This window comes from Colwellia sp. BRX10-9 (genome assembly GCF_014077405.1).
GTDB lineage: Bacteria > Pseudomonadota > Gammaproteobacteria > Enterobacterales > Alteromonadaceae > Colwellia_A.
The window spans coordinates 215,539-238,445 of the sequence record NZ_JACGVV010000002.1; the positions used below are offsets into that span (position 1 = coordinate 215,539).

Genomic DNA, 22,907 nt, shown 5'->3' on the forward strand with positions numbered 1-22,907 from the left:
TTTAATAATAATTTTCTTAGATAAACTTCATTAACGAATGACCGGTCATTTGCTCGGGTTGCTCTATATCCATCAGCTGTAATATTGTTGGCGCAATATCACTCAATGCGCCATTTTCTGCTGGTTGAGCGGGTCGGCCAATATAAATTAGCGGCACAGGTTCACAGGTATGCGCTGTGTGTGCTTGCCCTGAATTGTTATCAACCATTTGTTCAGCATTGCCATGGTCAGCAGTAATTAAACACTCGCCACCCACTTTTTCTAGAGCGGCAACAACACGGCCTACGCTAGCATCAACCGCTTCACAAGCGGCTACGGCAGCATCAAACTTTCCAGTATGACCCACCATATCACCATTTGGATAATTACAAACGATAAAGTCGTGTTCACCGCTTTCAATGGCGGCGACTAATTTATCAGTGAGTAATGCTGAATTCATTTCTGGTTGTAAATCGTAGGTGGCAACTTGTGGCGAAGGTACTAAAATACGCTGTTCGCCAACAAATTCACTTTCTTTACCACCGCTGAAGAAGAAGGTAACGTGCGCATATTTTTCTGTTTCTGAAATACGTAATTGCGTTTTATTGTTTTTCTCTAACCATTCGCCGAGTACGTTCTCAAGTGCCACTTTAGGGAAAGCGATATTGGCTTTTATGTCGCCGGCATATTCGGTGAGCATGACAAAGTCAGCAATAGCAGGACACTTCTTACGCTTAAAGCCAGAAAAGTCTTGTTCAGTGAAGCAGCGGGTAAATTGACGGGCACGGTCGGCTCTAAAATTCATAAAAATTAAGGAGTCACCATCATCAATTTCTATGGCTTGGTTGTTCTCGTCTACAATCGCTGAAGCGGCAACAAACTCGTCATTTTCATCGCGGGTATAAGCTGCGGCTAATGCCTCAGTTGCGCTTGAATATTTATACTGCGCTTCACCACTAACCATTAAGTTGTAGGCTAATTCGACACGATCCCAACGTTGGTCACGGTCCATGGCATAATAACGACCAATTACTGAAGCTATCTGGCCACAGCCTAGCTGTTGGAATTTTTCTTGTGCTTTAATCAATGACGCTTCTGCGCTACGTGGTGGTGTATCACGACCGTCTAGAAAAGCGTGCAAGTAAATTTTACGGGCACCTTTTTCTTTAGCCAGTTCGAGCATTGAAAAAATATGATCTTCATGGCTATGAACGCCACCTGGTGATAATAAGCCAAAAACATGTACGGCTTTATCATTTTTAACGGCTTGGTCAACCGCATCATTAAGTGCTTTGTTGCTGTTAAATTCTTTATCTTTTATCGATTTGGTAATACGAGTGAAGTCTTGATAAACAATACGACCAGCGCCTAAATTAACGTGACCCACTTCTGAGTTGCCCATTTGTCCGTCAGGTAAACCTACTGCCATGCCTGAGGTGCCAATTAACATATGTGGATAGCGAGCATTTAAATCGTCGAGTACCGGCGTTCTTGCATGAAAAATAGCATTAGATTCTGTAGATTCTCGGTATCCCCAACCATCTAAAATCAGTAATACGGTAGGTTTTTTATTTGGCATTTTAGTTTCCATAACGGTGAAATTAGCTAATTATTCACCAGTATACCAAGGCAAATCAAGAATTGCTTGTGTGGTATTAGACAAAATATTTCAAATGAATTGTGTGCTTTTATTCGTTATCAATCGGTTGTATCAACAAAAAAAACCTTTTCATTGATTTAATCGCTTATCACGTAAAGTTCTTTTTGGGTTTGCTTGGTAATTCTGTATACTATCGTCAACTTTTTATTCAACCAATATTTATTATTTTTATGGATCAATTAATTATTTTTGCTGGTAATCATCCAGCACTAAGCGCTGCTTGGGCAGTTATTGTCGTTCTTATTATTGTGACGACTATTCGTATTCAAATGTCTCCTATTAAGCAAATATCTACACAGGAACTTACTTTTTTAGTAAACCGTGAAGAAGGTGTAGTAGTTGATATTCGTACCGAAAAAGAATTTAAAGCGAGTCGTATCATCGATTCGAAAAATTTAGTGAAAGAGAAAGTATCAAATAATGATTTTGCTACCCTTGAAAACTATAAAGATAAACCCATCATAGTTGTATGTACCGCAGGAATTACTGCTACCCCGGTTGCTAATCAATTACTTAAAGCAGGCTTTACTAAAGTAAGCTTGTTAAAGGGTGGTATGAATTCTTGGGTTAATGCCGGTTTACCACTGGTTAAAAAATAATAGCTAATAACTAATAAAGGTTTGATATGACAGTTGATATTTATACTAAAGTAACTTGTTTTTACTGTATGCGAGCAAAAGCTTTACTCGAAGAGAAACAAGTAAGCTTTAATGAAATTAAAATCGACAATAATGCAGAATTGCGCAATGCCATGATCAAGCGTAGTGGCGGTGTAACCGTACCACAAATCTTTATTGGTGATCATTATGTCGGGGGCTGCGATGAACTATTCGCACTTCACGCCGCTAATAAATTAGATGAACTTTTAGCAAAAGATTAAAAGTCATCATTATATAAAATAATAAATACAATAGGAAAAAACTATGTCTGATGAGAACACTAACAACGCTGATGCGCCAGAAGCCGCTACTGAACAAGCCGCACCACAATTTGCTATTCAACGTATTTATACAAAAGATATCTCTTTTGAAACGCCAAATTCTCCTGCTATTTTCCAAAAAGATTGGAAGCCTGAAATTCAATTAGATTTAGATACTAAATCAAATAAATTGGCTGAAGATACTTATGAGGTTGTTCTTTCAGTAACCGTTACCGCGACTGTTGAAGGGCAAACGGCGTTTTTAGCTGAAGTCCAACAAGCCGGTATCTTTTCTATTGGTAATTTACCTGAAGCACAACTTGCTCATACTATTGGTGCATTCTGCCCAACAACATTATTTCCGTATGCACGTGAGTCAGTGGCGAATTTAGTGAGTCGTGGTTCATTTCCACAAATTAATTTAGCACCAGTAAACTTTGAAGCACTATTTGCTTCATATGTTCAACAACGTGCCGCACAAGCAAAAACTGAACAGATGCCTGCGAGCAGTGAAACTCACTAATTAACGGTTTTTCTTCAAAATCGGCTAGTAGTAACAATAAAATGGAAGTGATGATATGTCGAAATTAACGGCAAAAATCACGGTTTTGGGGGCAGGGTCTTATGGCTCTGCCCTTGCTATTTGTCTCGCTCGAAATGGTCACAAAACCGTATTATGGGGACGAGATCCTCAACATATTGCGCAAATGCAAGCGTCTCACTCAAATGAGAAATATTTACCGGGTAGTGAGTTTCCACCCTCACTAACAACGACTAACGATCTTGAAAGTGCTGTTCAAGCGAGTGAAAACATTTTAGTGGTTGTACCGAGTCATGCCTTCGGCGAAATGCTCAGCCAAATTAAACCCTACTTATTACCAAAGGCTAAAATAGCTTGGGCAACCAAAGGTTTAGATCATAAAACAGGACGATTACTGCAAGATGTTGCCCGTGATATTCTGGGGGATGATATTTCATTGGCCGTGCTTTCTGGGCCAACCTTTGCAAAAGAGATGGCGGCTGGCTTACCAACGGCTATTTCATTATCGTCAACTGATGATGATTTTGTCACTGAAATTTCTGATCTATTACATTGTGGCAAAACCTTTCGGGTCTATGCAAATAAAGACTTTATTGGTGTACAACTTGGTGGTGCGGTTAAAAATGTGATCGCTATCGGTGCTGGTATCGCCGACGGTATTGGCTTTGGTGCCAATGCTCGTACTGCGTTGATTACCCGTGGTTTAGTTGAAATGACACGTTTAGGCTGTGCACTTAATGCCGAGGCAAGTACTTTTATGGGGATGGCTGGATTAGGTGATTTAGTCTTAACTTGTACTGATAATCAATCACGCAATCGTCGATTTGGTTTAGCACTTGGCAGCGGCGTTGATGTTGAAAAAGCGATGGCTGATATTGGCCAAGTTGTTGAAGGCTATCGTAATACCAAAGAAGTTTATATGTTAGCACAACGTATGGGCGTAGAAATGCCGATAGTCGAGCAAGTCTATCAGGTACTTTATTGCGGCAAATCAGCAAAGCTAGCCGCTGCTGATTTACTGTCCCGCGACCGTACTGTCGAATAATTTTACACTTTGTTTGGCTCCGTTTATCTTTACTATTGTAAATTTAAACTGAGCCTTCAAAGCCCATTTGTCGCCAAGCTTCAAAAATAAGCACTGCGGTGGCATTCGATAAATTCATACTCCGGCTGTCTTTTAGCATGGGGATACGAATTTTATCTTCATCGGGTATTTGCTGTCTTACTTCTTCTGGCAAACCACTGGTCTCTGAGCCAAAAAGTAAATAGTCCCCAGGTTTAAAGGCAATATCACCATAGTAATTGGTTGTTTTAGTGGTTACCGCTAAAACTCGCTCAGGTTGTTCACTTTCGACAAAAGCTTGGTAATCTTTATGGCGCTTAATGGCTGCAAACTCATGGTAATCTAAACCCGCGCGGCGAAGTTTTTTATCGTCTAGGTCAAAGCCAAAGGGTTCAATAAGGTGTAACCTAAAGCCTGTATTCGCACAGAGGCGGATAATATTACCGGTATTCGGCGGAATTTGTGGCTGAAACAAAACGACGTCTAACATAAAAATGTACTTAAATTCGAAGATGATAAGGTATTATACCAAACGAATTACTATATTGTACAAATTAGCGCTTAAGTAGCAAGCATGGAAAAGTAATGACTATGAGTGAAGCTTTATCAAAAAAAAATGATTACAGTTTTTGGGTAAGAATAGCTGCTTTCGCTGCTACTGGAACGGCCTTATTACTTTTTCTTTTGAAACTATATGCTTGGGTGGTAACAGATGCTAGCTCAATGCTGGCTTCAGCCACCGATTCGATGTTGGATTTATTTGCTTCGTTGATGAATGTGGTTATTCTTCATTATGCTTTGGCACCCGCCGATGAAAAACACAAATTTGGTCACGGTAAAGCCGAGAGTTTAGCGGGTTTAGTACAAGCCGCTTTTGTGACCGGTTCTGCCTTGTTATTGATCTTTCATGGCTTTGACCGAATTATTCACCCCAAACTGGTTGTTAAAACAGAAATAGGCATAGTGGTGACGATTATAGCTATCGTGATGACACTGTTATTAGTGGTGTTGCAACGTTTTGTGATTGCCAAAACCCGTTCCGTTGCCATCAGTGCCGATGCTTTGCATTACCAGTCAGATTTATTATTAAACCTTGGCGTATTAGCGGCGTTGATTTTAAGCAGTGGCTACTCTCTATATGCAGATGGCATCTTTACTTGTCTTGTTGGAGTGTTGCTATTGAGTGGCGCTTTAAAAATTATTTACTTAAGTGTGCACAACTTAATGGATCATGAACTGAGTGAAGAAGAGCAGACTGAAATTACCGCTATTGTCATTGCTCATGATTCGACCTTAGGTGTTCATGACTTGAGAACCCGACAATCAGGCCCACATCGCTTTATTCAATTTCATTTAGAGCTCGATGACCGACTGTCTTTACTGGAAGCTCACGATATTGGTGAAGCGATAGAAGAAGAAATTGAAGCGAAATTCTCGCCTTGCGAAGTGTTTATTCATCATGATCCCACTTCAGTGGTAGCCATTAAAACGGTTAATGTCGACCAAGAACCGCAATAGAAATAACATTAAGTTGAATGTGTATCATACCACTGCAGTGCTTTTCTTAAGGCGGGGCTGCGGTACTGGTCTTGCTCAAACATAAGTTCGTGCCGCGCATTGTCGACAGTGAAAGGTTTGCCTTCAGGGCAAGACTGTTGGTGGTATTGGTGCAATTGCTGGCAGAAAGTGTTTTGCGCTTTATTACAAACGATCGTGTCGTTACCTGCCTGCATGACTAAGATAGGTGTAGTCAATTTAGCTAAATCTGCAAAAATATTTTTCTTAGCGATAATGGCTTCTTTGAGCCAATGAGTGGTGACGCCGCCCAATTGTATCTCTTTATTTTTCTGATAAAGTTCCACAAAAACTTGGTAGCGAACAGTCGATTGACTAAGCTCATTTTTAGCAAAAGGTGTATCGTTAAAGGCTGTTTGTCCAATAAAAAAATTAGCTTCAGTAGCTAAGTAAGCGTTAAAGAAATCACCTAAATAAATAATCCCTTTGGCAAGCCAGTTAGCGATATTGCCGTAGTTAACTGCAATCATTGGCGAGGTTAACACCGCAGATTTAGCTGACAGTGGATATAACTGCATCATGCGCACAGCAATGGCTCCCCCCATCGAATGTGCTAATAAATGTGGTTTTTTAGCGGGCGTTTTACTGGCATTATTTGTGGCACTTTCTAAAACAACTTCATCAATAAATTTTTTAAGATCTTCGGCGTAGTCATCAAATTTTTTTACATAGCCTTTTTGGCTATCATTCAACAAACGTTGTGACAAACCTTGACCACGGTGGTCGACGATAAATATATTATAACCTTGCTGATATAAGTCAAAGGCGAGCTCTTGATACTTTAGATAGCTTTCAGACCGTCCAGTAACTAATACAAGGTTTTCTTGGTTTTTGGAGTCAGTAAAGGTTGCGTAATTTATTCTTATTTTATCGACGCCACTAAAAGATGAAAAATAACCTTGTTGCCAAAACTGTTTTATTTCAGTTGATAAGCGAGCACTAAGCTCACTTTCTTTGCCATAGTCATTACAATTGATTTTCGCTAAAGCCATGTTGTTTAATCCTAAGGTCGCATGACATTAGCGGTGATAATTCACTTATGCTCATCAGTTTTATGTCAGTGTTGTGCTTATCGGCAAAGTAATGGTTACAGATAAGCCACCAGAGTCGTTGTTTTTAGCACTTATCTCACCATTATGTGCTAATACTGCTTGCTGCGCTATCGCTAAGCCTAAGCCGGTGCCACCCGTGTTTCTATCTCGGGCTTCATCGACACGATAAAAAGGCTGAAAAAGTTTTTCGATGGTACCTTGAGGAACGCCATTACCGCTATCGCTAATGATAATCTTGATACTGTCTTGTTGATTGAGAATAACACTCGCCATAGAAATGACCACTTCACTGTGCTTTGGGCTATATTTAATGGCATTAATAATGACATTACTAAAAGCACTGCTTAATAAATTTTGATCTCCGGGTAGATCCAAAGAGAAAAAGTGCTTCATAGTAATTAAGATATGTTTTTCGTCAGCAAGGTACTGGCAGTCTTGGCAGATATCGGCTAATAATTCATCGAGATGAACGGTTTGCAAATTAATTTTTTGAAAGGTGTTTTCTAATCGAGAAAGAGAAAGCACATCGCTTATCATTTCATTTAAACGGCTAACTTCTAGTTCACAGCGCGCGAGATGCTTTTTTTGCAGCTCGGGTTTGTTAATCGCTTGCTGAGCTAGGCCAACCGCAAGTTGTAAGCGAGTCATCGGCGAACGAAGCTCATGAGAAACATCGGCTAATAAACGCTGATTAGCGGTTAGATTTAATGATAACTTGTCGGCCATAGTATTAAAGCTGGTGGCAAGTGAACCCAGTTCGTCTTTTCTTTTATTGGCATGTTCGATACGGGCATCAAGCTGACCGTTACCAATATCGGTTGCCGCACGTCGTATTGCCAATATTGGCTTAATTAATGTTCGTGCTAATAACCAGGCTAATAGAGCACTGACCGCAATGGGGATGGCAAGTTTCAACCAATTGGGCAGTTGCATAATAAAAGAATCAAAATGTCGAGACTGACCTTTAATGGCTAAATATAGTTCGACGGGTTGATTATCTAAAATGATATTTTTAGGGCCGGTAATACGAGATCTCGGAAATTGAATCGAGGTGATGGCTGAAAAGCGATTTTTTTCTAGGTAGCTAACCAAGTCTTTTAAAAAACGGCTACTATCGGTGGTGAGCTGACCACTATCAATATTTCTGATAATAATAGCTTCATTAGGTGATTTTCCTCGATATCGCAAAAGTCCATCGGCTGAAGTATTATTCCTTTCAATATGTTTAGCGATACGGTTCAATTTTTTGAGGTCACCATGGTGCGCAGGCAAAACAATACTGTTCTGTGCTAACTGCGCTGAGATAAATCGTGTTGCTATAATAGAGCTTAAGGCGAACAGCCAAAACCATAAAAATATCTTAAAGCCAATCGATGAAAATGACTGTCTAATTTTATTGAGCATTAGTCATTTATCCCCGTGCTCTCTCCTGTGAGGAAGATATAACCCGCGCCGCGAATGGTTTTTAATTTATCACTTGCAGAAAACTCGAGTAACTTACGACGAATATTACTGATGTGCATGTCGATACTGCGATCAAAAGCACTCAGTTTACGTTTCAAAATTTGTTCTGATATTTCATTTTTACTGACGATTTGACTGGCATTATTCATCAGCAAAGCCAATATTTGAAATTCGGTACCGGTTAATTCAACTAACTGTTGATGGCAAAAAGCCTGACGAGTGCTATGTTCAAGCCTGACCTCATTAATTTGCTGATGGCTGATAGTACTTTCATTGGACTTAACTATTTTAATACGTCGTAAAATAGCTTTAATGCGTGCCAGTAATTCACGATGCTGAAAAGGTTTCGCTAAATAGTCATCGGCGCCTAGCTCTAAGCCTAATATTCTGTCGTCGTTATCACCTTTAGCTGTTAACATTAAAATTGGCGTTTTATGCTGGCCACCTAAGGCTTTTAATACTTCAAAGCCATTTAGTTTTGGCATCATAACATCAAGTAATATCAGTGAGAATTTTTCATCATAAGCACGTGCCAGACCACTAACACCATCATGACAGGCTTCTAATTCAAATCCTTCATACGAGAGATACTCAGTTAATAACTCAGTGAGTTCTTTGTCGTCATCGATGATTAATATTTTCTGTTTGCTCATGAGGTTTTGTTATCTTTTGTTAGTGTCGGTATTTGGCGTATCTTAATATTAACTTAAGTGTTATTAGAAAACTGACTTTGTTGTTGCCTTTACAAAAACTTTACACTGCCTTGCGTTTCTTTGCGTTGCAAGGTTTATAGTTACCTCACTTAGATGAATGAATCGATTCACCGGGCTCGCTCAGTAATTGATTGATTAACTTATTCGATATTATTATCAATTTAACCCAGAGGTAAATCTTATGAAAAGTAAACTATCAGTTTTATTAGCAAGTGCAGTATTAACCTTATCCTTAGCAAGTACCGCAGCGTTGGCCATTAATAACGGCGATGGCGTTAACAATGACCGTCATGATGCCAAGCATACCGGTAACCATCAGCACAAATCAAAGCGTGGCATGAAAAGTGACTTTAAAAGAATGGCGAAGTATCTAGCGCTTACTGATGAACAACGTGAGCAGGCAAAGGTGATAAATAAAACGGCAAAAACAAGTGGTTTAGTATTGAAAGAGAGCATGCAAGGTTTTCATCAACAACGTAAAGCGTTACTGATGGAAGAGCACTTTAATGAACAAGCTTTTGTTGATTTACAAAGTCAATACCAAGATATTATTGCACAAAAAGCCTTAATTAAAGCAAAGAAAGAACACAGTTTTATGATGATATTAACGGAGGCACAAAAAGAAAAAATGCAGTCACATCAAAAGCATGATGGGAGAAGAAAGCATCTTGCTGAGTAATCTTATTATCTAGCAATACTGAAAGAAAATATTTTAGACATGGTGCTTTCTACCGGTTGGTCATTATAACTTGCCGGGGTGAAACGCCATTTTTCTAATGATGAACGAATAGTATTACGAAAATAACTGACTCTGCCTTCACCATCGTATTGAATATCACGTACATAGCCATTTTTATCTATGGTGAATGTAACTTCTACATCTGTTTCAATACCTTTTCGCTTAGCATTGGCAGGGTATTTCGGGTATGTTGATGTCAGTAATTGCGCGGGTGCGTGTTCTGGCATGTAGTTAGTTGTCGATTCACTTGTCGAGGAAAGTACTTGCTCTATCATCTGTGAACGACGAGTTGTTGGTAGCGCTAAGTGCGAATTTATGGCTAATGGCTGCTTAGTCAAATCAGCTATTTGTGCAGCGTATGGGTTTTTTAATAATGAAGCTTTTTTGGTTGAGTCAGTGCGCTCAAAGGCTAATTCTGCTGGCGATTTACCCATAGTAACCGTTTGACTTAATGCCAATTGAGCTAAAGATTTGTTTACCTTTACTTGAGTACTAGGCTGTTCAGCTTGATTTTTTTGAACAGCCAAAGATTCAGTAAAATTACTTAAAGGTTCAGATTTAGCCTTTTTAAGCCCGACTAATTTATTGTTTACGACTGTCGCTAAGGTATCGACAGTATTCTTTTCTTGGGGATTGTTGGCATTACCCGTGTTTTTAGTACTGTCGTTGTTCTCAAAGTAAGCTTGTGCGACTACGAGCTCAGCATTTACTGGATTTTTATTGGTATTTTTAGGAAAAAATGGCGCTATCATCTTTGCGGGTAGTTTGTTTTCTAAGGCATTACTTTCATTGCCTCGGTGTAATAATTGCTGCGCCAAAGAAGGTAACGCTATTTCATCGCCACTATCTGTGTATGTTTTGAAGTCATCATCGGCGCTGCGGTATAAAGGAATGGTATCAGTGCCTATATCTAAGCTAGGAATTTGGATGTATTTTTTACTGCCCACAGCAATAATTGAGAAAATAATGACGATAGACGCTAACCATTTTCCTGAGTGAGTCGTTGTTGAGCAGTGTTGGTCGTGGTCAACTAAACGCAGAACGCGTTGCTTTAAATCACCACCCGATGCCGCCATTGCCATAGCGGGAATAGAATGATGACGGTGGCTGTCACATATTGAAGCGGTATCTGCCAGAGTGTGCGCATAAGCAACAGGGTTACCACAATGCTGCACAGCAATATCATCACTACAATATTCACGCTCATTACGCATTTGCTTTGACACCCAACGCACAGCGGGGTGGAAGAATAAAAAGATTTCTACCAAGGTCTGAATGAAGTTAACTAGATAGTCATGTCGACGAATATGTGCCAGTTCGTGCAATATCAACATATCAAGTTGTGCGGGTGTTAAACCTGTCAACATAGTAACGGGAACAAGTACTATCGGCTTTAACCAACCTATTGCCATAGGCACATCATTTTTAAGTGAGATTAATAGTCGAGGTGAACAGGTTAATTTTACTTGTTCAACTAAGTGCTGAAATCTGGCTTCAAGTTCAGCATTTGCCGGCGAGGTGCCTATTTTTGGTAGTTGGTTAACATTATATAATTCGATGAACAGCTTTAGCGCTAAGGCAAAGCTTATTGTTACCCATGTTAATGATAAATAGGGTAAGAATTCAACCGCATTGGAGTACCAAGCAGCAGTGTTTTGGGCGTCATTATTTATGATGTCGCCCAGCAAGATGCTGTTATTTAATAAAGGACCAAATTGTGGAAAGTCAGCTTGAGAGATAATATAGAAAGTGAAAAAAGGCAGTAATAAATTAGCTACCATAGCCAATGACGCCATCGCATAACGCCATTGTGGTTTTTTATAAGAAGTAAACGTTAATGCCAACTTTAGCGCAAGCGCAACGAAAATCCCTTGCCAAAGAAAATGGATAAGGGTTAACGATAAATTGTATAAAAATGGACTACTCATTAAATTAATCTGACATTATCCTTCCATGTTATAGCACTTTTTAGATTGTACTATAACAAGTGTAGCAGTTTTTACTTTTCTAGCTCATTAAGTAATTGACGAATGTCGGCAATTTCTTCTTTACTGGTTGATTCATCTAAAGCTCGCATCACTAATTTTGACGTTGAGCCACCAAAAGCCTTTGAAGCTAGGTCTTTTAATAATGAAGATTGTGTAAAGGTTTCACTATTTGATGGTGCATAGACATGGGCACGATTACTTTCGTCTCGAATGACCAAGGTTTTTTCATGCATAATTTGTAAAATCTTCAAAACAGTGGTGTAACCTGTCTTTTGCGTTTTACTGACAACATCATGTACCTGACGAACTGTTGCTGGACCGACTTTCCAGAGAACATTAAGCAAAGTTAACTCTGCTTCTGTAGGCTTGATATTTGTATTATCTCGAGCCATCTAAAATCCTTAATACTATGAATAATTATAAGTTATATACGAATGCAATCGTATCTTGTGTTGATAAAATGAGCAACACCTTTTGTTGTTAGTGGCTTTGTTTTAAAATATCACTATGATAACAAAGGTTTTTAAATTGAATTTATTTTTTATTTGCTCAAGGTTTAATGTAGTACGAGCGAGGTAGTTAGTAAAAATGGTAGCGATTTTTAGTGTGATATTAATTAAATATCGACCGGTGATTTTCGATGGTGTTTGGCTAAGCGCCGTGATTACAGGGTGCCGTGAACTTATCGGGAATCGTGATAATTCCGATCTAGAAAAGACATTAAAGAGAGTGGTTAGCGATGTTATTAATCACGAAGGCATATTCGCCCCAGACTTATTGCCCTGATTGCTGGTCTTACTGAACGTCAAGCTCCATAACATTTACTAAAATCTAGCAAAAAGCCAATAGCGTATTTCAGGAAAATTCACTACTGGCTCTTTAATGAGCAATAACTTTTGGTTAATCAGCGTTAACAATATTGGCGTAGAGTTCACCTAAACGGGTCACTGTACCTGGATGAGCATCAACATCAAACTCGATCATGCCAGGACCAAACGTTGACACTACCGTAGAGCCAAGTTTAAAACGTCCCATTTCATCACCTTTTTCAAAAGTGATCGCATCAGCGCCGTCAGCCGGGTAACTTTCTCTGAAAATTCCCTTGGCTCTAGGTGAAGTAATCGTACCTGCCCAGGTTGTTTCTATACTGGCAACTATGGTTGCGCCAACAAGGACCATAGCTAAAGGTCCTGATTTTGTATCAAAGATAGCGACAACACGTTCGTTACGAGAAAATAAGTTAGGCACGTTATTAGCGGTTAATGGGTTAACAGAAAATAAATCACCGGGTACAAAGATCATTTCGCGTAATGTTGCTGCCATCGGCATATGAATACGATGATAATCTTTTGGTGCTAAATAAATACAAGAAAACTTTCCGCCTTGAAAAGGCTTTGCGGTGTTATATGAACCACCCAGCAAGGTTTCCAATGAATAATCAAAACCTTTTGCTTGTATTAAACGTCCGTCTTCAATATCGCCTTGCTGACTAATAGCACCGTCAACGGGATAGCAGAGGGTTGTTTCATTGTTATCAATAGGGCGCGCACCATCTTCAAGTTCGCGGGTAAAAAAATCGTTGAAGGTGGTAAAGTCTTCGGCATTCTTAAGCTTTGCTTCTGACATATTAATGCCGTAATGCTTGATAAATGCTTCAATGGCTTTTGTGGTTACTCGGCCACATTCTGCAGCGGCAAATTTTCCAGCTAAACGCGAAATCAAATGTTTAGGCATAATGTATTGAAGGGTGATTTTTAATTTATTTAAAAGCACTGAATTTCCTTTATATTATTAATATTAATTTAGTCGTTAAAACGAGAGGTTAATTTATTATCGCCTAAACTGGCTAAAATTCGTTGAAAGCTCGCTAAACGTTTTGGATGTATTTTCATTTCTTCACCGGCGGCTATTAATGCACAACCAGGATCATTTTGGTGTTTACAATCTCTAAATCGGCAACCACCCAAGTAATCTTCAAATTCAATAAAGCCACCATAAACTTCTGCTGGCGTTAAATGCCATAAGCCAAACTCTCGAATACCGGGTGAATCAATTAAATCACCACCTTGTTCAAAATGGTATAAGCGAGCAACTGTTGTTGTGTGTTGACCTAGACCAGAGTTCTCAGAAACTATTTTTGTCATTAAACCCAGTTCAGGCATCAAGGTGTTAGTAAGTGTTGACTTACCCACGCCAGATTGACCTACAAAGATACTGGTATGTTCGCTAAGTTGTTTCTTAAGCTCTTCTATACCGTGTTGAGATTCATTACTGACATAAATCACCTGATAACCAATCTCACGATAAATATCGAGATGTTGCTCAATTTCAGCTTTACTGGCTTTATCAAGTAAATCAGTTTTATTGAGTAAGATAACGGGGGTGATACCTGTTTGCTCTGCCGCCACTAAATACCGGTCGATAATATCAGGGTTAAAGGCAGGTAACACCGAAGAGACAATTAATATTTGTGTGATATTTGCCGCTATGGGTTTTACACCGTCATAAACATCTGGACGACTTAATACTGACGTTCGCTCATGAACCGCTTCAATGACTCCTGAAATACTGTGTTGTGTTTCTTTACCTCTGCGCCATAAAACTTTATCACCACAGACCAAAGATTTAACACCGCGGCGTATATTACAACGTATGCAATCACCATTTTCTGCTTCTACATCGGCATGCTGGCCAAAGCGACTGAGAATAGTCCCGTTTTCAGGCTCTCCCAACTCAGTATCTTGCCATTGCACTTGCTCTGGTTTATTACGCAGTTTTTTAGCTTGATTATCTTTAATGCGCCTTGTCTGACCTTTAGTCAGTTTTTTTAGCTTAGACATGGAGTTTTATCATGATAATTATGGAGTTTCACTCGTCTTTTAAAAGGGTAATGCGACAAAAAGTTTTAATCACAGTTCATTGTCACGTATTATACTGACTAAATCACCATTCATCTAATATACTTGTAATAGTAATATCAGTCTCACTTAGTTTGTTACCTTGCTGTGGCGAAGAAAACAAATGAAGATAAGGCGCTTGATTGAATAATCGTGAGCTATTACGATTAAGAGCAACTTAGCCTTGGCGTACTTTAGGGGGCACAAGTGGGTGATAACTTAATGATATTGGTATCAGTAAAACAGTTGGCATTTTTAAGGAAGCGGCATGACAGGTAACGAGACAAATTTAATTTGGTTAGATTTAGAAATGACAGGCCTAGAACCCAATACAGATGTGATTTTAGAGATTGCCAGCATAGTGACTGACAGTCAGTTAAATATTTTAGCTCAAGGACCTGTTTTTGCTATTCACCAAAGTGATGAGGTGTTAGACAATATGAGTCAGTGGTGTATCGAACACCATGGTCAATCAGGCTTAACTACACGTTGTCGTGAAAGTGTTAGTACGCTAGCCGATGCTACCGAGGCGACGATTAAGTTTGTTAAACAATATGTGCCAAAAGGTAAGTCACCGATGTGTGGTAATAGCATTGGACAGGACAGACGCTTTATTAATAAATATATGCCTGATTTTGAAGATTACTTTCATTACCGGAATATAGACGTTAGCACCGTTAAAGAATTAGCGCGTCGCTGGAAACCTGAAGTGTTAGATAAAGTGGTAAAAACGGGTGCTCATTTAGCGCTTGATGATATTTTAGAGTCAATTGCTGAAATGAAAGTTTATCAAGAACATTTCTTTAAACTATAGCGCTCAGTAATAATGTATAAATCAAAGCGCTTAGGGCGCTTTTTTTATGCACGTTTTTAACTGGACACTCACTATAAGTTTGTCACGCGCCTTTATCTGGACACTCACTATAAGTTTGCCACAGGGTAAAAAAACTTGAAGGTCAGACCAGTTTACGCGACACTTAATTAAAATTAACAGCAGGCAAATAAATTATGGCGAACAAATTTGGAAAAATAATCAGTAAAGTTAATAGAATGCCGCGCTTTATGCGCTCTTTTTTACTGACTAAAATTTTCTGTTCGACAGTAAAGTATGCTGGTACTTCATCAATAAAGTTGATTTCTGTTTCTCATACCAAAGCGGTATTATCGTTAGAAAACAAAAAGAAAGTACAAAACCATATTGGTGGTGTTCATGCCATTGCTGCGGCATTATTGGCAGAGTCGGCGACGGGTATCGTTTTTGGGATGAATGTTCCCGACACTTGTGTACCGCTATTGAAAAGTATGACATTTCATTTTCAAAGGCGAATGCAGGGAAATTTGTCTGCGGTAGCTGTATTAAGCCTCGCTGACATTGAACAAATAGAAAATTCGGATAAAGGCAGTTTGATGGTCAGTGTCGAGATTACCGATGAATCTGATCAACAGCCTATTGTTTGTGAAATGGAGTGGGCTTGGGTAACCAAAAGACGTTAAGTTTGATAAGATAAAAAGAACCTGTAAACGCGCTGATTGATTTGACCTTAGTCGGCTATGAGGCGCGTTATTTTTAAAACAGCTTACTCATATCGTTATTAAAAACCGTTGATTCTTAGTGACAATTCCTTACACTGTATTTTTAACTAAATTTACCGTTGAAGGTATTGATCAATATGGACGCTACTCGTTACTTTTTTCAGCAATTATCAGGACGATTTTTTCGGATTGCTTTACTTTCATTTATTCTTTTTAGCGCCTTAACTGCTCTGTTAGTTCTTCGTGATAATCAAGTGACCTCGTTAGTAGAGAACGAACTGCCATCGTTAGCGAATAAGCATAAACAACAACAACAAATTTTAATCACTTATCTAGCCTTAGAAAATTTAACTAAACGTATTGATGCCAAAAATTTATCTGCTGACTATGAGGTCGCCCAACAGCAAATTAATAAAATATCTTTACTGGTAAAAAATAATAAAGCTCAGCTTGATTTGATGTATGTTGGCCATAAAGAATTTTCAGGTGTTATTGATAAACTTAGTGAAAATCATCAGAGAAACACTCAACTTAAGCAAAATACCATTATTCAACTGCAGTTAATTAATGATCAATTAACGGTTGAGATTAAGGAAAAACAGCGACAAAAAAGTCTGCTGTTACAGCAACTCAATTCAGATAAATACACTGATAAAGTCACCGCAACCCGCGCTAAGGCCTATGTAAAGCAAATTACAGAATTGAGTGACTTACAACAATTACAACAAACCATTATCCGTGCACTATTAGCCTTTCAACAATTGAATTTACAGTCTTCTATTTTAGATTTTGATGATGTTAGTACCGAGCTAAAACAAGTATTAACGAGCTTTCTCCCAGAAGAAAGCACGGTTAGCCAACAGGGTGTGTTATTAACGCTGCAACTTAATACTTTAGAGCAATTATTATTTTCACAACAGAATTCGGTAGCGAAGTGGCGCAGTCATTTACGGTTATCTCGTTTATATGTCGAATTTATTGAGCAACAACAACAAAAATTACAGCTGCTAGTGCTTGAATCTATATCACCAGGGTCTTTATCTGCAGATAAAAAATTACGATTAATCGATTGGCTGCCTACTGAGATAAATGATTTTTTAGAAAAGCAAAACCTCAATGTTAACAATCAAGATTTACAAGTGACTGTGCTTAGTTTGATCGCACTACTATTTCTGCTGTTATTGTCGATGTTATTTAAAAGTAAAAGCAAAATAAAAAAATATGGCCAAGAGAGTGTGCAATTATTTAGGCAGTTCATTGAAAAAAGAACAAAGGATAGTGATGAAAAACTGACCCCCAACGGTTTTAATTCAATGGAAAATAAAAAAATTGCCGAACAGCTTGAAACCGCGCTCGAAACAATGATTAACCCTGAGCACAGTGAGCAAGAGTATCAGCAACAGCTTAGTGAGCAGCAAGCCGCTAATGACAATATAAATCAACAAAATAAAGAGATTAAGAAATTAAAAGCGTCCCTACAGCAACTCTCATTAACCCATAATACGCAAATTTTAGAGCGACAATCACAAGACAATGAAAACACCACAAAGTTAACCAATATGGTGGTGCGCAGTATGTTGCAAAGCCAAAGTGTTTCTATTGGTGCTGGTGTTACTTCGGTACAAGTTTATCGACAACTCGCGCGTATTTTTGATTGCTGTCAACAACATAAAATTCGAAGTGAATTTTTATCTGCGGTCAAACCTATGACGCTAAGTGATGTTGCTTTACACAACGAAATTGACGCGGCTTTACTTAATATTATTGCCGATGCCCATTTACAGCGTAATAAAATTTATTACCAACAAGATCCACAATTGTTAACTGCTGCGAAAGTTGACGTACGCTTATTTCACCGGCTGTTAAGTGGCCTATGCCGATTACTGCTTGCTGATTTATTTAAAGCTAATTTACATATTAGTACCCTTGTTATCGATAAAAATGAAGGCCAACAAATTGTTCGTTTTGATTTTTCTGTGACCAGTAAAAAAACAATCGCAAAACTCCCCGAGGCTCTCGAGTGCTTATTATTAGACGAGCGCCTTGAGTCAGCAAAAACCAATACAAACGATACCCTTGATTACTTATGCTTACTGTTTGATTCACTTAACGTCACAGATAAAAATGTGCAGTTACAAGAAAAGGGTTACCAGTTCTGCTTTACTCTGCCGATAGGTTTTGCTGATGTAGCACAAGAGATATCGGTAGAGCGTATTAATTTAAAGCAAGCCAATATTTTGTTGTTATCAAGTGATGCCGACATTTGCAGTATTACAGAAAAAGCGATCACTTCAGCTAATGGCATAATAACTACCTTAGCTGATCCGGAACAAGTTATTGAACAACTGAGTACCGCGCAGTTAATTGATAAAAGCATTGATGTCGTTATGTTGGCCAGTGACCTTTATGTAAAATCAGTTGAAAAAATACAGCAACAGATATCAAGTTTATCGATAGATATTCGGCCAAAGCTTTTTGTTATGCAACCTTATCTTAATGCGCCTTTAGAGCGATATGGCTTGTTTGAACAGACAGAAACGCCATTGCAAATACTCACACTTCAGCAAAGCTTAGCTGATTTTTTAACGACAGAACAAACGACTAACCATCAACTTTCTGCCAGTGTGTTTAATAAACATCAGTATTTATCGACCCAAGTTGAAGTGCTTTTTGCGGTGGAAAATCCCAGTAAACAGTTAACTTTGCTGCGTATTTTACAATGGTTAGGACTACAGGTAAAAATTGTCTGTCAGCCTAAAACGATGACTCAATTGTGGAGCTCTGGAAGATACTTATTGTTATTTACCGAATTTGAACAATCACCTTTTATTAAAATGTCTGCTGGAAAAAGTGTACGCCGTGACATTTTTACTTTTAATCAAAGTGATTTCTCCGTTGAAGACTCACCAAAATTGGCAGATAAGTGGGCTGTTTCTATTTTACCTGCTTTGCATGATGTCGATGCTTTGGTGCTACTTTTACAGCCTTGGTTAAAAGCAAAGCCAACTAAAGTGGTTGCTATTAATACAGTAAAAGCACAAAGTAATAAGACTAAAGAGCATAATAATATTGACGTTGAACTGTTAAAAACAACTGAAAAGCTTGATAGCGTATTATCAAACTTAGATTTAACACCCGCTGCGAAAACAAATCAACCTGAACCTTTTAACCTTGAACACTATGCAAAAAATCAGGGCTCTGCAGAATTGGCAATGTTGATGCTAGATGACTACCTTGCTGATATTGATGACGCGATGAAAAAATTATCAACGGCACTAGCGGTACATAATTACCCATTAGCGATGAGTCTAACGAGTGGCATGTTTACAACCAGTAAAATATTAACCGCTAACGACTTTATTGATATTAGCCAACAGCTATTATTTAGTCTTACGTCAAATACGGTCATAGAACATCAACAAGTTATGTCGTTATTTGGTCAATTAAGCGAACAGCAACGCCTGTTAAATGAGTTTGCTGAGGCAATATGATATGACTACTGGGATACTAGTTAAATGAGTTTTAAAGTTGAAAAAGAAATGGATGTTGCTAGCCCTTGTGTTGGAATTTTTTTAAATACTTGGTTAATGTGTTTACAGGGATACTAGTTAAATGAGTTTTAAAGCTGAAAAAGAAATAGATGTTGCTAGTCCTTGTGTAAGATACTGCTGTTTAAATGCTTGGTTAATGTGTTTACAGGGATACTAGTTAAATGAGTTTTAAAGTTGAAAAAGAAATGGATGTTGCTAGTCCTTGTGTAAGAAATTGCTGTTTAAATGCCGATGATATCTGCCTTGGTTGTTTCCGCCATATTGATGAGATTTTGGCGTGGACAAGCTATAAAAGTAAAGAAAAAATAACGGTAATTAACAACTGTCAACAAAGACGAATAGTGATTCAAAAGAAGCACGATTAAGGTAAAAGTTAAATGGAAATTACTGAACAAAGTGAATTAGACGATTTTTCACAACTTACCGTGCTGATAATAGACGATAACCGGTTAGTTCATGACACCTTAAAAAGAGGATTGTATGATATCGGCATTAATCACGTAAAATGTGCAGAAAGTGCTTATTACGGTATAAGGTTATGTGAAACAACACGTTTTCATATTGTTATTTGCTCATTCAATGTAAATAGTGATAAAGACGGTTTTCATTTACTCGAAGAATTAAAATTCAGAGGTCATGTTAACAAAACCACAGTTCTTATTTTTCTCAGTACTGAAACGAATGAGTCTCTTGTTAATTCAATTGTCGAATTACAGCCCGATGACTTTTGGGTAAAACCACTCGCCCCTAAAACAGTGCAACAACGTTTAATCCATACCTTGCAAACTAAAAAGCAATTATTCAATATGTATCGAGCGACTGATACTAAGAGTTTTTCGAAAGTTATATATTTTGCTGACCGCCATCTTGTTAATCAAAGTTTACACCAATATCACCCCAATATATTGCGGATGAAAGGTGAGGCTTACTTAAGTCTTTTAGAATTTGAAACGGCAGAATCTTTTTTTAAAAGCCTATTGAAAACCTATACCTACGCTTGGGTTTATTTAGGCTATGTAAAGTCTTTGTTAAAGCAAGGGCGTATAAACGAAATTAATGAACTGATTGAAAAGTTAATTAATAAGCCCGCTACTCGATTTGGGGCTCATGATATGCTGGCGCAATATTATATTGAGCATGAGCAATATGAAAGAGCCTACGATGAGATAAAAAAAGCAACTGCGTTGTCGCCACGAAATATTGAACGTAATAAAAAATCATGGGATTTAGCACGACTCAATCATGACCATGAAGGACAATATATAGCGACACGAAATATCGCCCAGCAAGCGAAAAATTCTATTCATGATTCACCCGAATTACTCTTAAATGTTATTCGTTCAGGCATTGATTTAGCGGCGGCTATTACTGACGAACGATCCTTTAAAGTTTTGCAGCAAACAGACAAGCATATTAAACAACTTCAAAATGATTATAGCGACGCAAATGAGTTTAAACAGCAGTTATTAGTGATCCAAGCACGGTTATATATTGTTCGTGAACAAAAAGAGAAGGCCACTAAACTTGTTGAAAACCATGTTAATTTTATTGCGTCACCGCAAATTGAAGACAACCTAGATAAAGTGAAAGTCTTTCACGAATTGGGTATGCGCGAAGAAGCGCTGAAAATGTTAGAGATTATCGGTAAACAAGTCTCAGGTGATTCATTAACGAGCCAAGTGATCAATAAATATATTGAGCAAGAAAGTCTTGAGCGTGCTGAAATTAATTTTTCACCCAAACAACTGAACGATATGGCGATTGAACATTTCGAAAAAAATCGTTTACAGCCCGCGCTTAAGGCTATTCAGCAAGCTCTAAGATTAACACCTCATAATATTAAATTAACGATGCGTATGTTAAAAATATTGGTGGTGATTAAACAAAGTAATGAATTTGATGAAAGTCATCAAAAACTGGGCGATGATGCGTTTGCTTTACTCTTGTCTGCGAACATTAAAGGCAGCGGTGTTGAGTCTATAGAGCAGTTAAAAATAAAGTGGCAGCAAGCTGAATCAGCTGAGCCTGCTAAGCATCTCTAGGTAAACCTTTTTCAACACTGCGGATCAAGCGCTCGGTTAATCGTTGATTTTTTATTGGAAAGTCACTTTGCTGTTCTGCAGCGATTCGCTTATTGTCTTGTTGATGCAATGCCCAATTAATATGTTCAGCAACCATAGGCTCTGCGGTTGCTAACTTATTATTTAACGCGTTAACATTTTCTGCACTATATGGCGCATTACCGATGGCAACGGAAATATTTCGTTGCCAGCTATTAAAACCAATACGGCGAATAGGAGACCCCTCTGTTTTATTGAGAAAGGTCGCTTCATCCCAGCTAAATACGGTTAATAATTCAACATCATCAAGATTTTGGCGAGGGGAAAAGTCGCCTTCGTGACTGATGTTAGCAAATTTATTCCATGGGCAAATGAGTTGGCAATCATCACAGCCATAAATTCTATTGCCAATTAACGGCCTAAACTCTTCTGGAATTGAGTCACGTAATTCGATGGTTAAATAAGATATACAACGGCGAGCGTCTACGACATAAGGAGCCACTATCGCTTGGGTTGGGCAAATTTTAATACAAGAAACACAACTACCGCATTCATTGGCTGTTTTTTCATTAGTCGGTAACGGAATATCAACTAATAGTTCACCCAAGAAAAACCATGAACCGGCACTTTTGTTAATTAATAACGAATGTTTACCGACCCAGCCTAACCCTGCTTTTTCTGCTAAAGGTCGCTCTAAGATCGGTGCTGAGTCAACAAATGGGCGAAAGTTGAAGGTTTCACAGTACTCACTAATTTTATCACCGAGTTGTTTGAGGCGTTTGCGCATTAATTTATGATAGTCTCGCCCCAAGGCATAGCGGCTGATATAAGCATGGTCTTTCTTTTTGAGCGTACGGGCAAATTTTGCTTCGGGGGGTAAATAATCCATGCGAACACTAATCACCCGCGTTGTTCCTTCAACAAGCTCTTGGGCGCGTGCTCGCATTAAACCATGCTTTTGCATGTAATCCATTTCACCGTGATAATTATTTTCTAGCCACGTTGTTAAGGCTTGTTCATGACTTGATAAGTCAATATCACTGAAACCTATTTGCGAAAAGCCTAATTCTTGACCCCAAAGCTTGATTTTTTCAGCTAATTCTTGATAGTTAATATTAGGTGTTGTCATAGTTAACATGTCATCGCAGTACAATTTGGTAAAGGGAGATAGAA

21 protein-coding genes are annotated in these 22,907 nt (G+C 38.4%); 11 read left to right on the forward strand and 10 right to left on the reverse strand.

Annotated elements, in window-relative coordinates:
• Window positions 1-16 precede the first annotated feature (16 nt).
• Window positions 17-1,558, reverse strand: coding sequence for a 2,3-bisphosphoglycerate-independent phosphoglycerate mutase (gene gpmI, locus H4J69_RS02175; protein ID WP_182244309.1), 1,542 nt, complete (start codon window positions 1,556-1,558; stop codon window positions 17-19).
• A 251-nt stretch (window positions 1,559-1,809) separates the two neighbouring features.
• Between gpmI and H4J69_RS02180 the strand changes: the two genes are divergently transcribed.
• From H4J69_RS02180 to gpsA, 4 genes are read left to right on the forward strand one after another with little or no spacing between them, the layout of a single operon-like run.
• Window positions 1,810-2,238, forward strand: a complete 429-nt coding sequence (locus tag H4J69_RS02180; protein WP_182221512.1) for a rhodanese-like domain-containing protein — start codon at window positions 1,810-1,812, stop codon at window positions 2,236-2,238.
• A 26-nt stretch (window positions 2,239-2,264) separates the two neighbouring features.
• Window positions 2,265-2,519, forward strand: a complete 255-nt coding sequence (grxC, locus tag H4J69_RS02185; RefSeq protein WP_182216038.1) for a glutaredoxin 3 — start codon at window positions 2,265-2,267, stop codon at window positions 2,517-2,519.
• A 43-nt stretch (window positions 2,520-2,562) separates the two neighbouring features.
• Window positions 2,563-3,081, forward strand: a complete 519-nt coding sequence (secB, locus tag H4J69_RS02190; protein WP_182244308.1) for a protein-export chaperone SecB — start codon at window positions 2,563-2,565, stop codon at window positions 3,079-3,081.
• Between the two features lie 55 nt (window positions 3,082-3,136).
• Entirely contained in the window at window positions 3,137-4,144 is a 1,008-nt protein-coding gene (gene gpsA, locus H4J69_RS02195) for an NAD(P)H-dependent glycerol-3-phosphate dehydrogenase (RefSeq protein ID WP_182216042.1), read from the forward strand.
• Window positions 4,145-4,187: 43 nt separating this feature from the next.
• Here the strand turns inward: gpsA and trmL are convergent, their stop codons facing one another.
• A complete protein-coding gene (trmL, locus tag H4J69_RS02200; protein ID WP_182244307.1) occupies window positions 4,188-4,652 on the reverse strand; it encodes a tRNA (uridine(34)/cytosine(34)/5-carboxymethylaminomethyluridine(34)-2'-O)-methyltransferase TrmL in 465 nt (154 codons plus the stop codon).
• A gap of 95 nt (window positions 4,653-4,747) precedes the next feature.
• On the opposite strand from trmL, the gene H4J69_RS02205 reads away from it, so the two are divergent.
• On the forward strand, window positions 4,748-5,680 hold the full coding sequence (locus H4J69_RS02205; protein WP_259367697.1) for a cation diffusion facilitator family transporter: 933 nt from the start codon (window positions 4,748-4,750) through the stop codon (window positions 5,678-5,680).
• An 8-nt stretch (window positions 5,681-5,688) separates the two neighbouring features.
• Here the strand turns inward: H4J69_RS02205 and H4J69_RS02210 are convergent, their stop codons facing one another.
• Genes H4J69_RS02210 through H4J69_RS02220 form a run of 3 tightly spaced genes read right to left on the reverse strand, consistent with a single transcriptional unit; the run spans window position 5,689 to window position 8,906 of the window.
• Window positions 5,689-6,729, reverse strand: a complete 1,041-nt coding sequence (locus tag H4J69_RS02210) for an alpha/beta fold hydrolase (protein ID WP_182244306.1) — start codon at window positions 6,727-6,729, stop codon at window positions 5,689-5,691.
• A gap of 60 nt (window positions 6,730-6,789) precedes the next feature.
• Window positions 6,790-8,193 carry an ATP-binding protein gene (locus tag H4J69_RS02215; protein WP_182216046.1) on the reverse strand — a complete coding sequence of 468 codons (1,404 nt, stop codon included), beginning with the start codon at window positions 8,191-8,193 and terminating at the stop codon, window positions 6,790-6,792.
• Complete coding sequence (locus H4J69_RS02220; protein ID WP_182216048.1) at window positions 8,193-8,906, reverse strand: response regulator transcription factor; 714 nt, start codon at window positions 8,904-8,906, stop codon at window positions 8,193-8,195. The genes H4J69_RS02215 and H4J69_RS02220 overlap by 1 nt, the downstream gene beginning before the upstream one ends.
• 241 nt (window positions 8,907-9,147) lie before the next feature.
• On the opposite strand from H4J69_RS02220, the gene H4J69_RS02225 reads away from it, so the two are divergent.
• A complete protein-coding gene (locus H4J69_RS02225; protein ID WP_182216050.1) occupies window positions 9,148-9,645 on the forward strand; it encodes a Spy/CpxP family protein refolding chaperone in 498 nt (165 codons plus the stop codon).
• A 5-nt stretch (window positions 9,646-9,650) separates the two neighbouring features.
• On the opposite strand, the gene H4J69_RS02230 is transcribed toward H4J69_RS02225, so the two are convergent.
• From H4J69_RS02230 to rsgA, 4 genes are all read right to left on the reverse strand, one after another.
• Window positions 9,651-11,633: a M56 family metallopeptidase gene (locus H4J69_RS02230; RefSeq protein WP_182244305.1), complete on the reverse strand. Its 1,983-nt coding sequence runs from the start codon at window positions 11,631-11,633 to the stop codon at window positions 9,651-9,653.
• A gap of 71 nt (window positions 11,634-11,704) precedes the next feature.
• The gene (locus tag H4J69_RS02235; protein WP_070375106.1) at window positions 11,705-12,085 is read right to left on the reverse strand and encodes a BlaI/MecI/CopY family transcriptional regulator; all 381 of its coding nucleotides are present in this window, start codon (window positions 12,083-12,085) and stop codon (window positions 11,705-11,707) included.
• A gap of 508 nt (window positions 12,086-12,593) precedes the next feature.
• Window positions 12,594-13,427, reverse strand: coding sequence for an archaetidylserine decarboxylase (gene asd / locus H4J69_RS02240; RefSeq protein WP_182216110.1), 834 nt, complete (start codon window positions 13,425-13,427; stop codon window positions 12,594-12,596).
• Window positions 13,428-13,495: 68 nt separating this feature from the next.
• Complete coding sequence (gene rsgA, locus H4J69_RS02245) at window positions 13,496-14,533, reverse strand: small ribosomal subunit biogenesis GTPase RsgA (protein WP_182216054.1); 1,038 nt, start codon at window positions 14,531-14,533, stop codon at window positions 13,496-13,498.
• Window positions 14,534-14,858: 325 nt separating this feature from the next.
• On the opposite strand from rsgA, the gene orn reads away from it, so the two are divergent.
• From orn to H4J69_RS02270, 5 genes are all read left to right on the forward strand, one after another.
• Window positions 14,859-15,404: an oligoribonuclease gene (gene orn, locus H4J69_RS02250; protein WP_182216055.1), complete on the forward strand. Its 546-nt coding sequence runs from the start codon at window positions 14,859-14,861 to the stop codon at window positions 15,402-15,404.
• Between the two features lie 194 nt (window positions 15,405-15,598).
• Entirely contained in the window at window positions 15,599-16,084 is a 486-nt protein-coding gene (locus tag H4J69_RS02255; RefSeq protein ID WP_182230698.1) for a DUF4442 domain-containing protein, read from the forward strand.
• Between the two features lie 176 nt (window positions 16,085-16,260).
• Complete coding sequence (locus H4J69_RS02260) at window positions 16,261-19,614, forward strand: hypothetical protein (protein ID WP_182244304.1); 3,354 nt, start codon at window positions 16,261-16,263, stop codon at window positions 19,612-19,614.
• A gap of 221 nt (window positions 19,615-19,835) precedes the next feature.
• Window positions 19,836-20,039 (forward strand): DUF1289 domain-containing protein, encoded by a 204-nt coding sequence (locus H4J69_RS02265; RefSeq protein ID WP_182244303.1) that lies wholly within the window; start codon window positions 19,836-19,838, stop codon window positions 20,037-20,039.
• 12 nt (window positions 20,040-20,051) lie between these two features.
• Window positions 20,052-21,716, forward strand: a complete 1,665-nt coding sequence (locus H4J69_RS02270; RefSeq protein WP_182221521.1) for a response regulator — start codon at window positions 20,052-20,054, stop codon at window positions 21,714-21,716.
• Here H4J69_RS02270 and queG read toward each other — a convergent pair.
• Window positions 21,703-22,863, reverse strand: coding sequence for a tRNA epoxyqueuosine(34) reductase QueG (gene queG / locus H4J69_RS02275; protein ID WP_182244302.1), 1,161 nt, complete (start codon window positions 22,861-22,863; stop codon window positions 21,703-21,705). The genes H4J69_RS02270 and queG overlap by 14 nt on opposite strands.
• Between the last annotated feature and the right edge of the window lie 44 nt (window positions 22,864-22,907).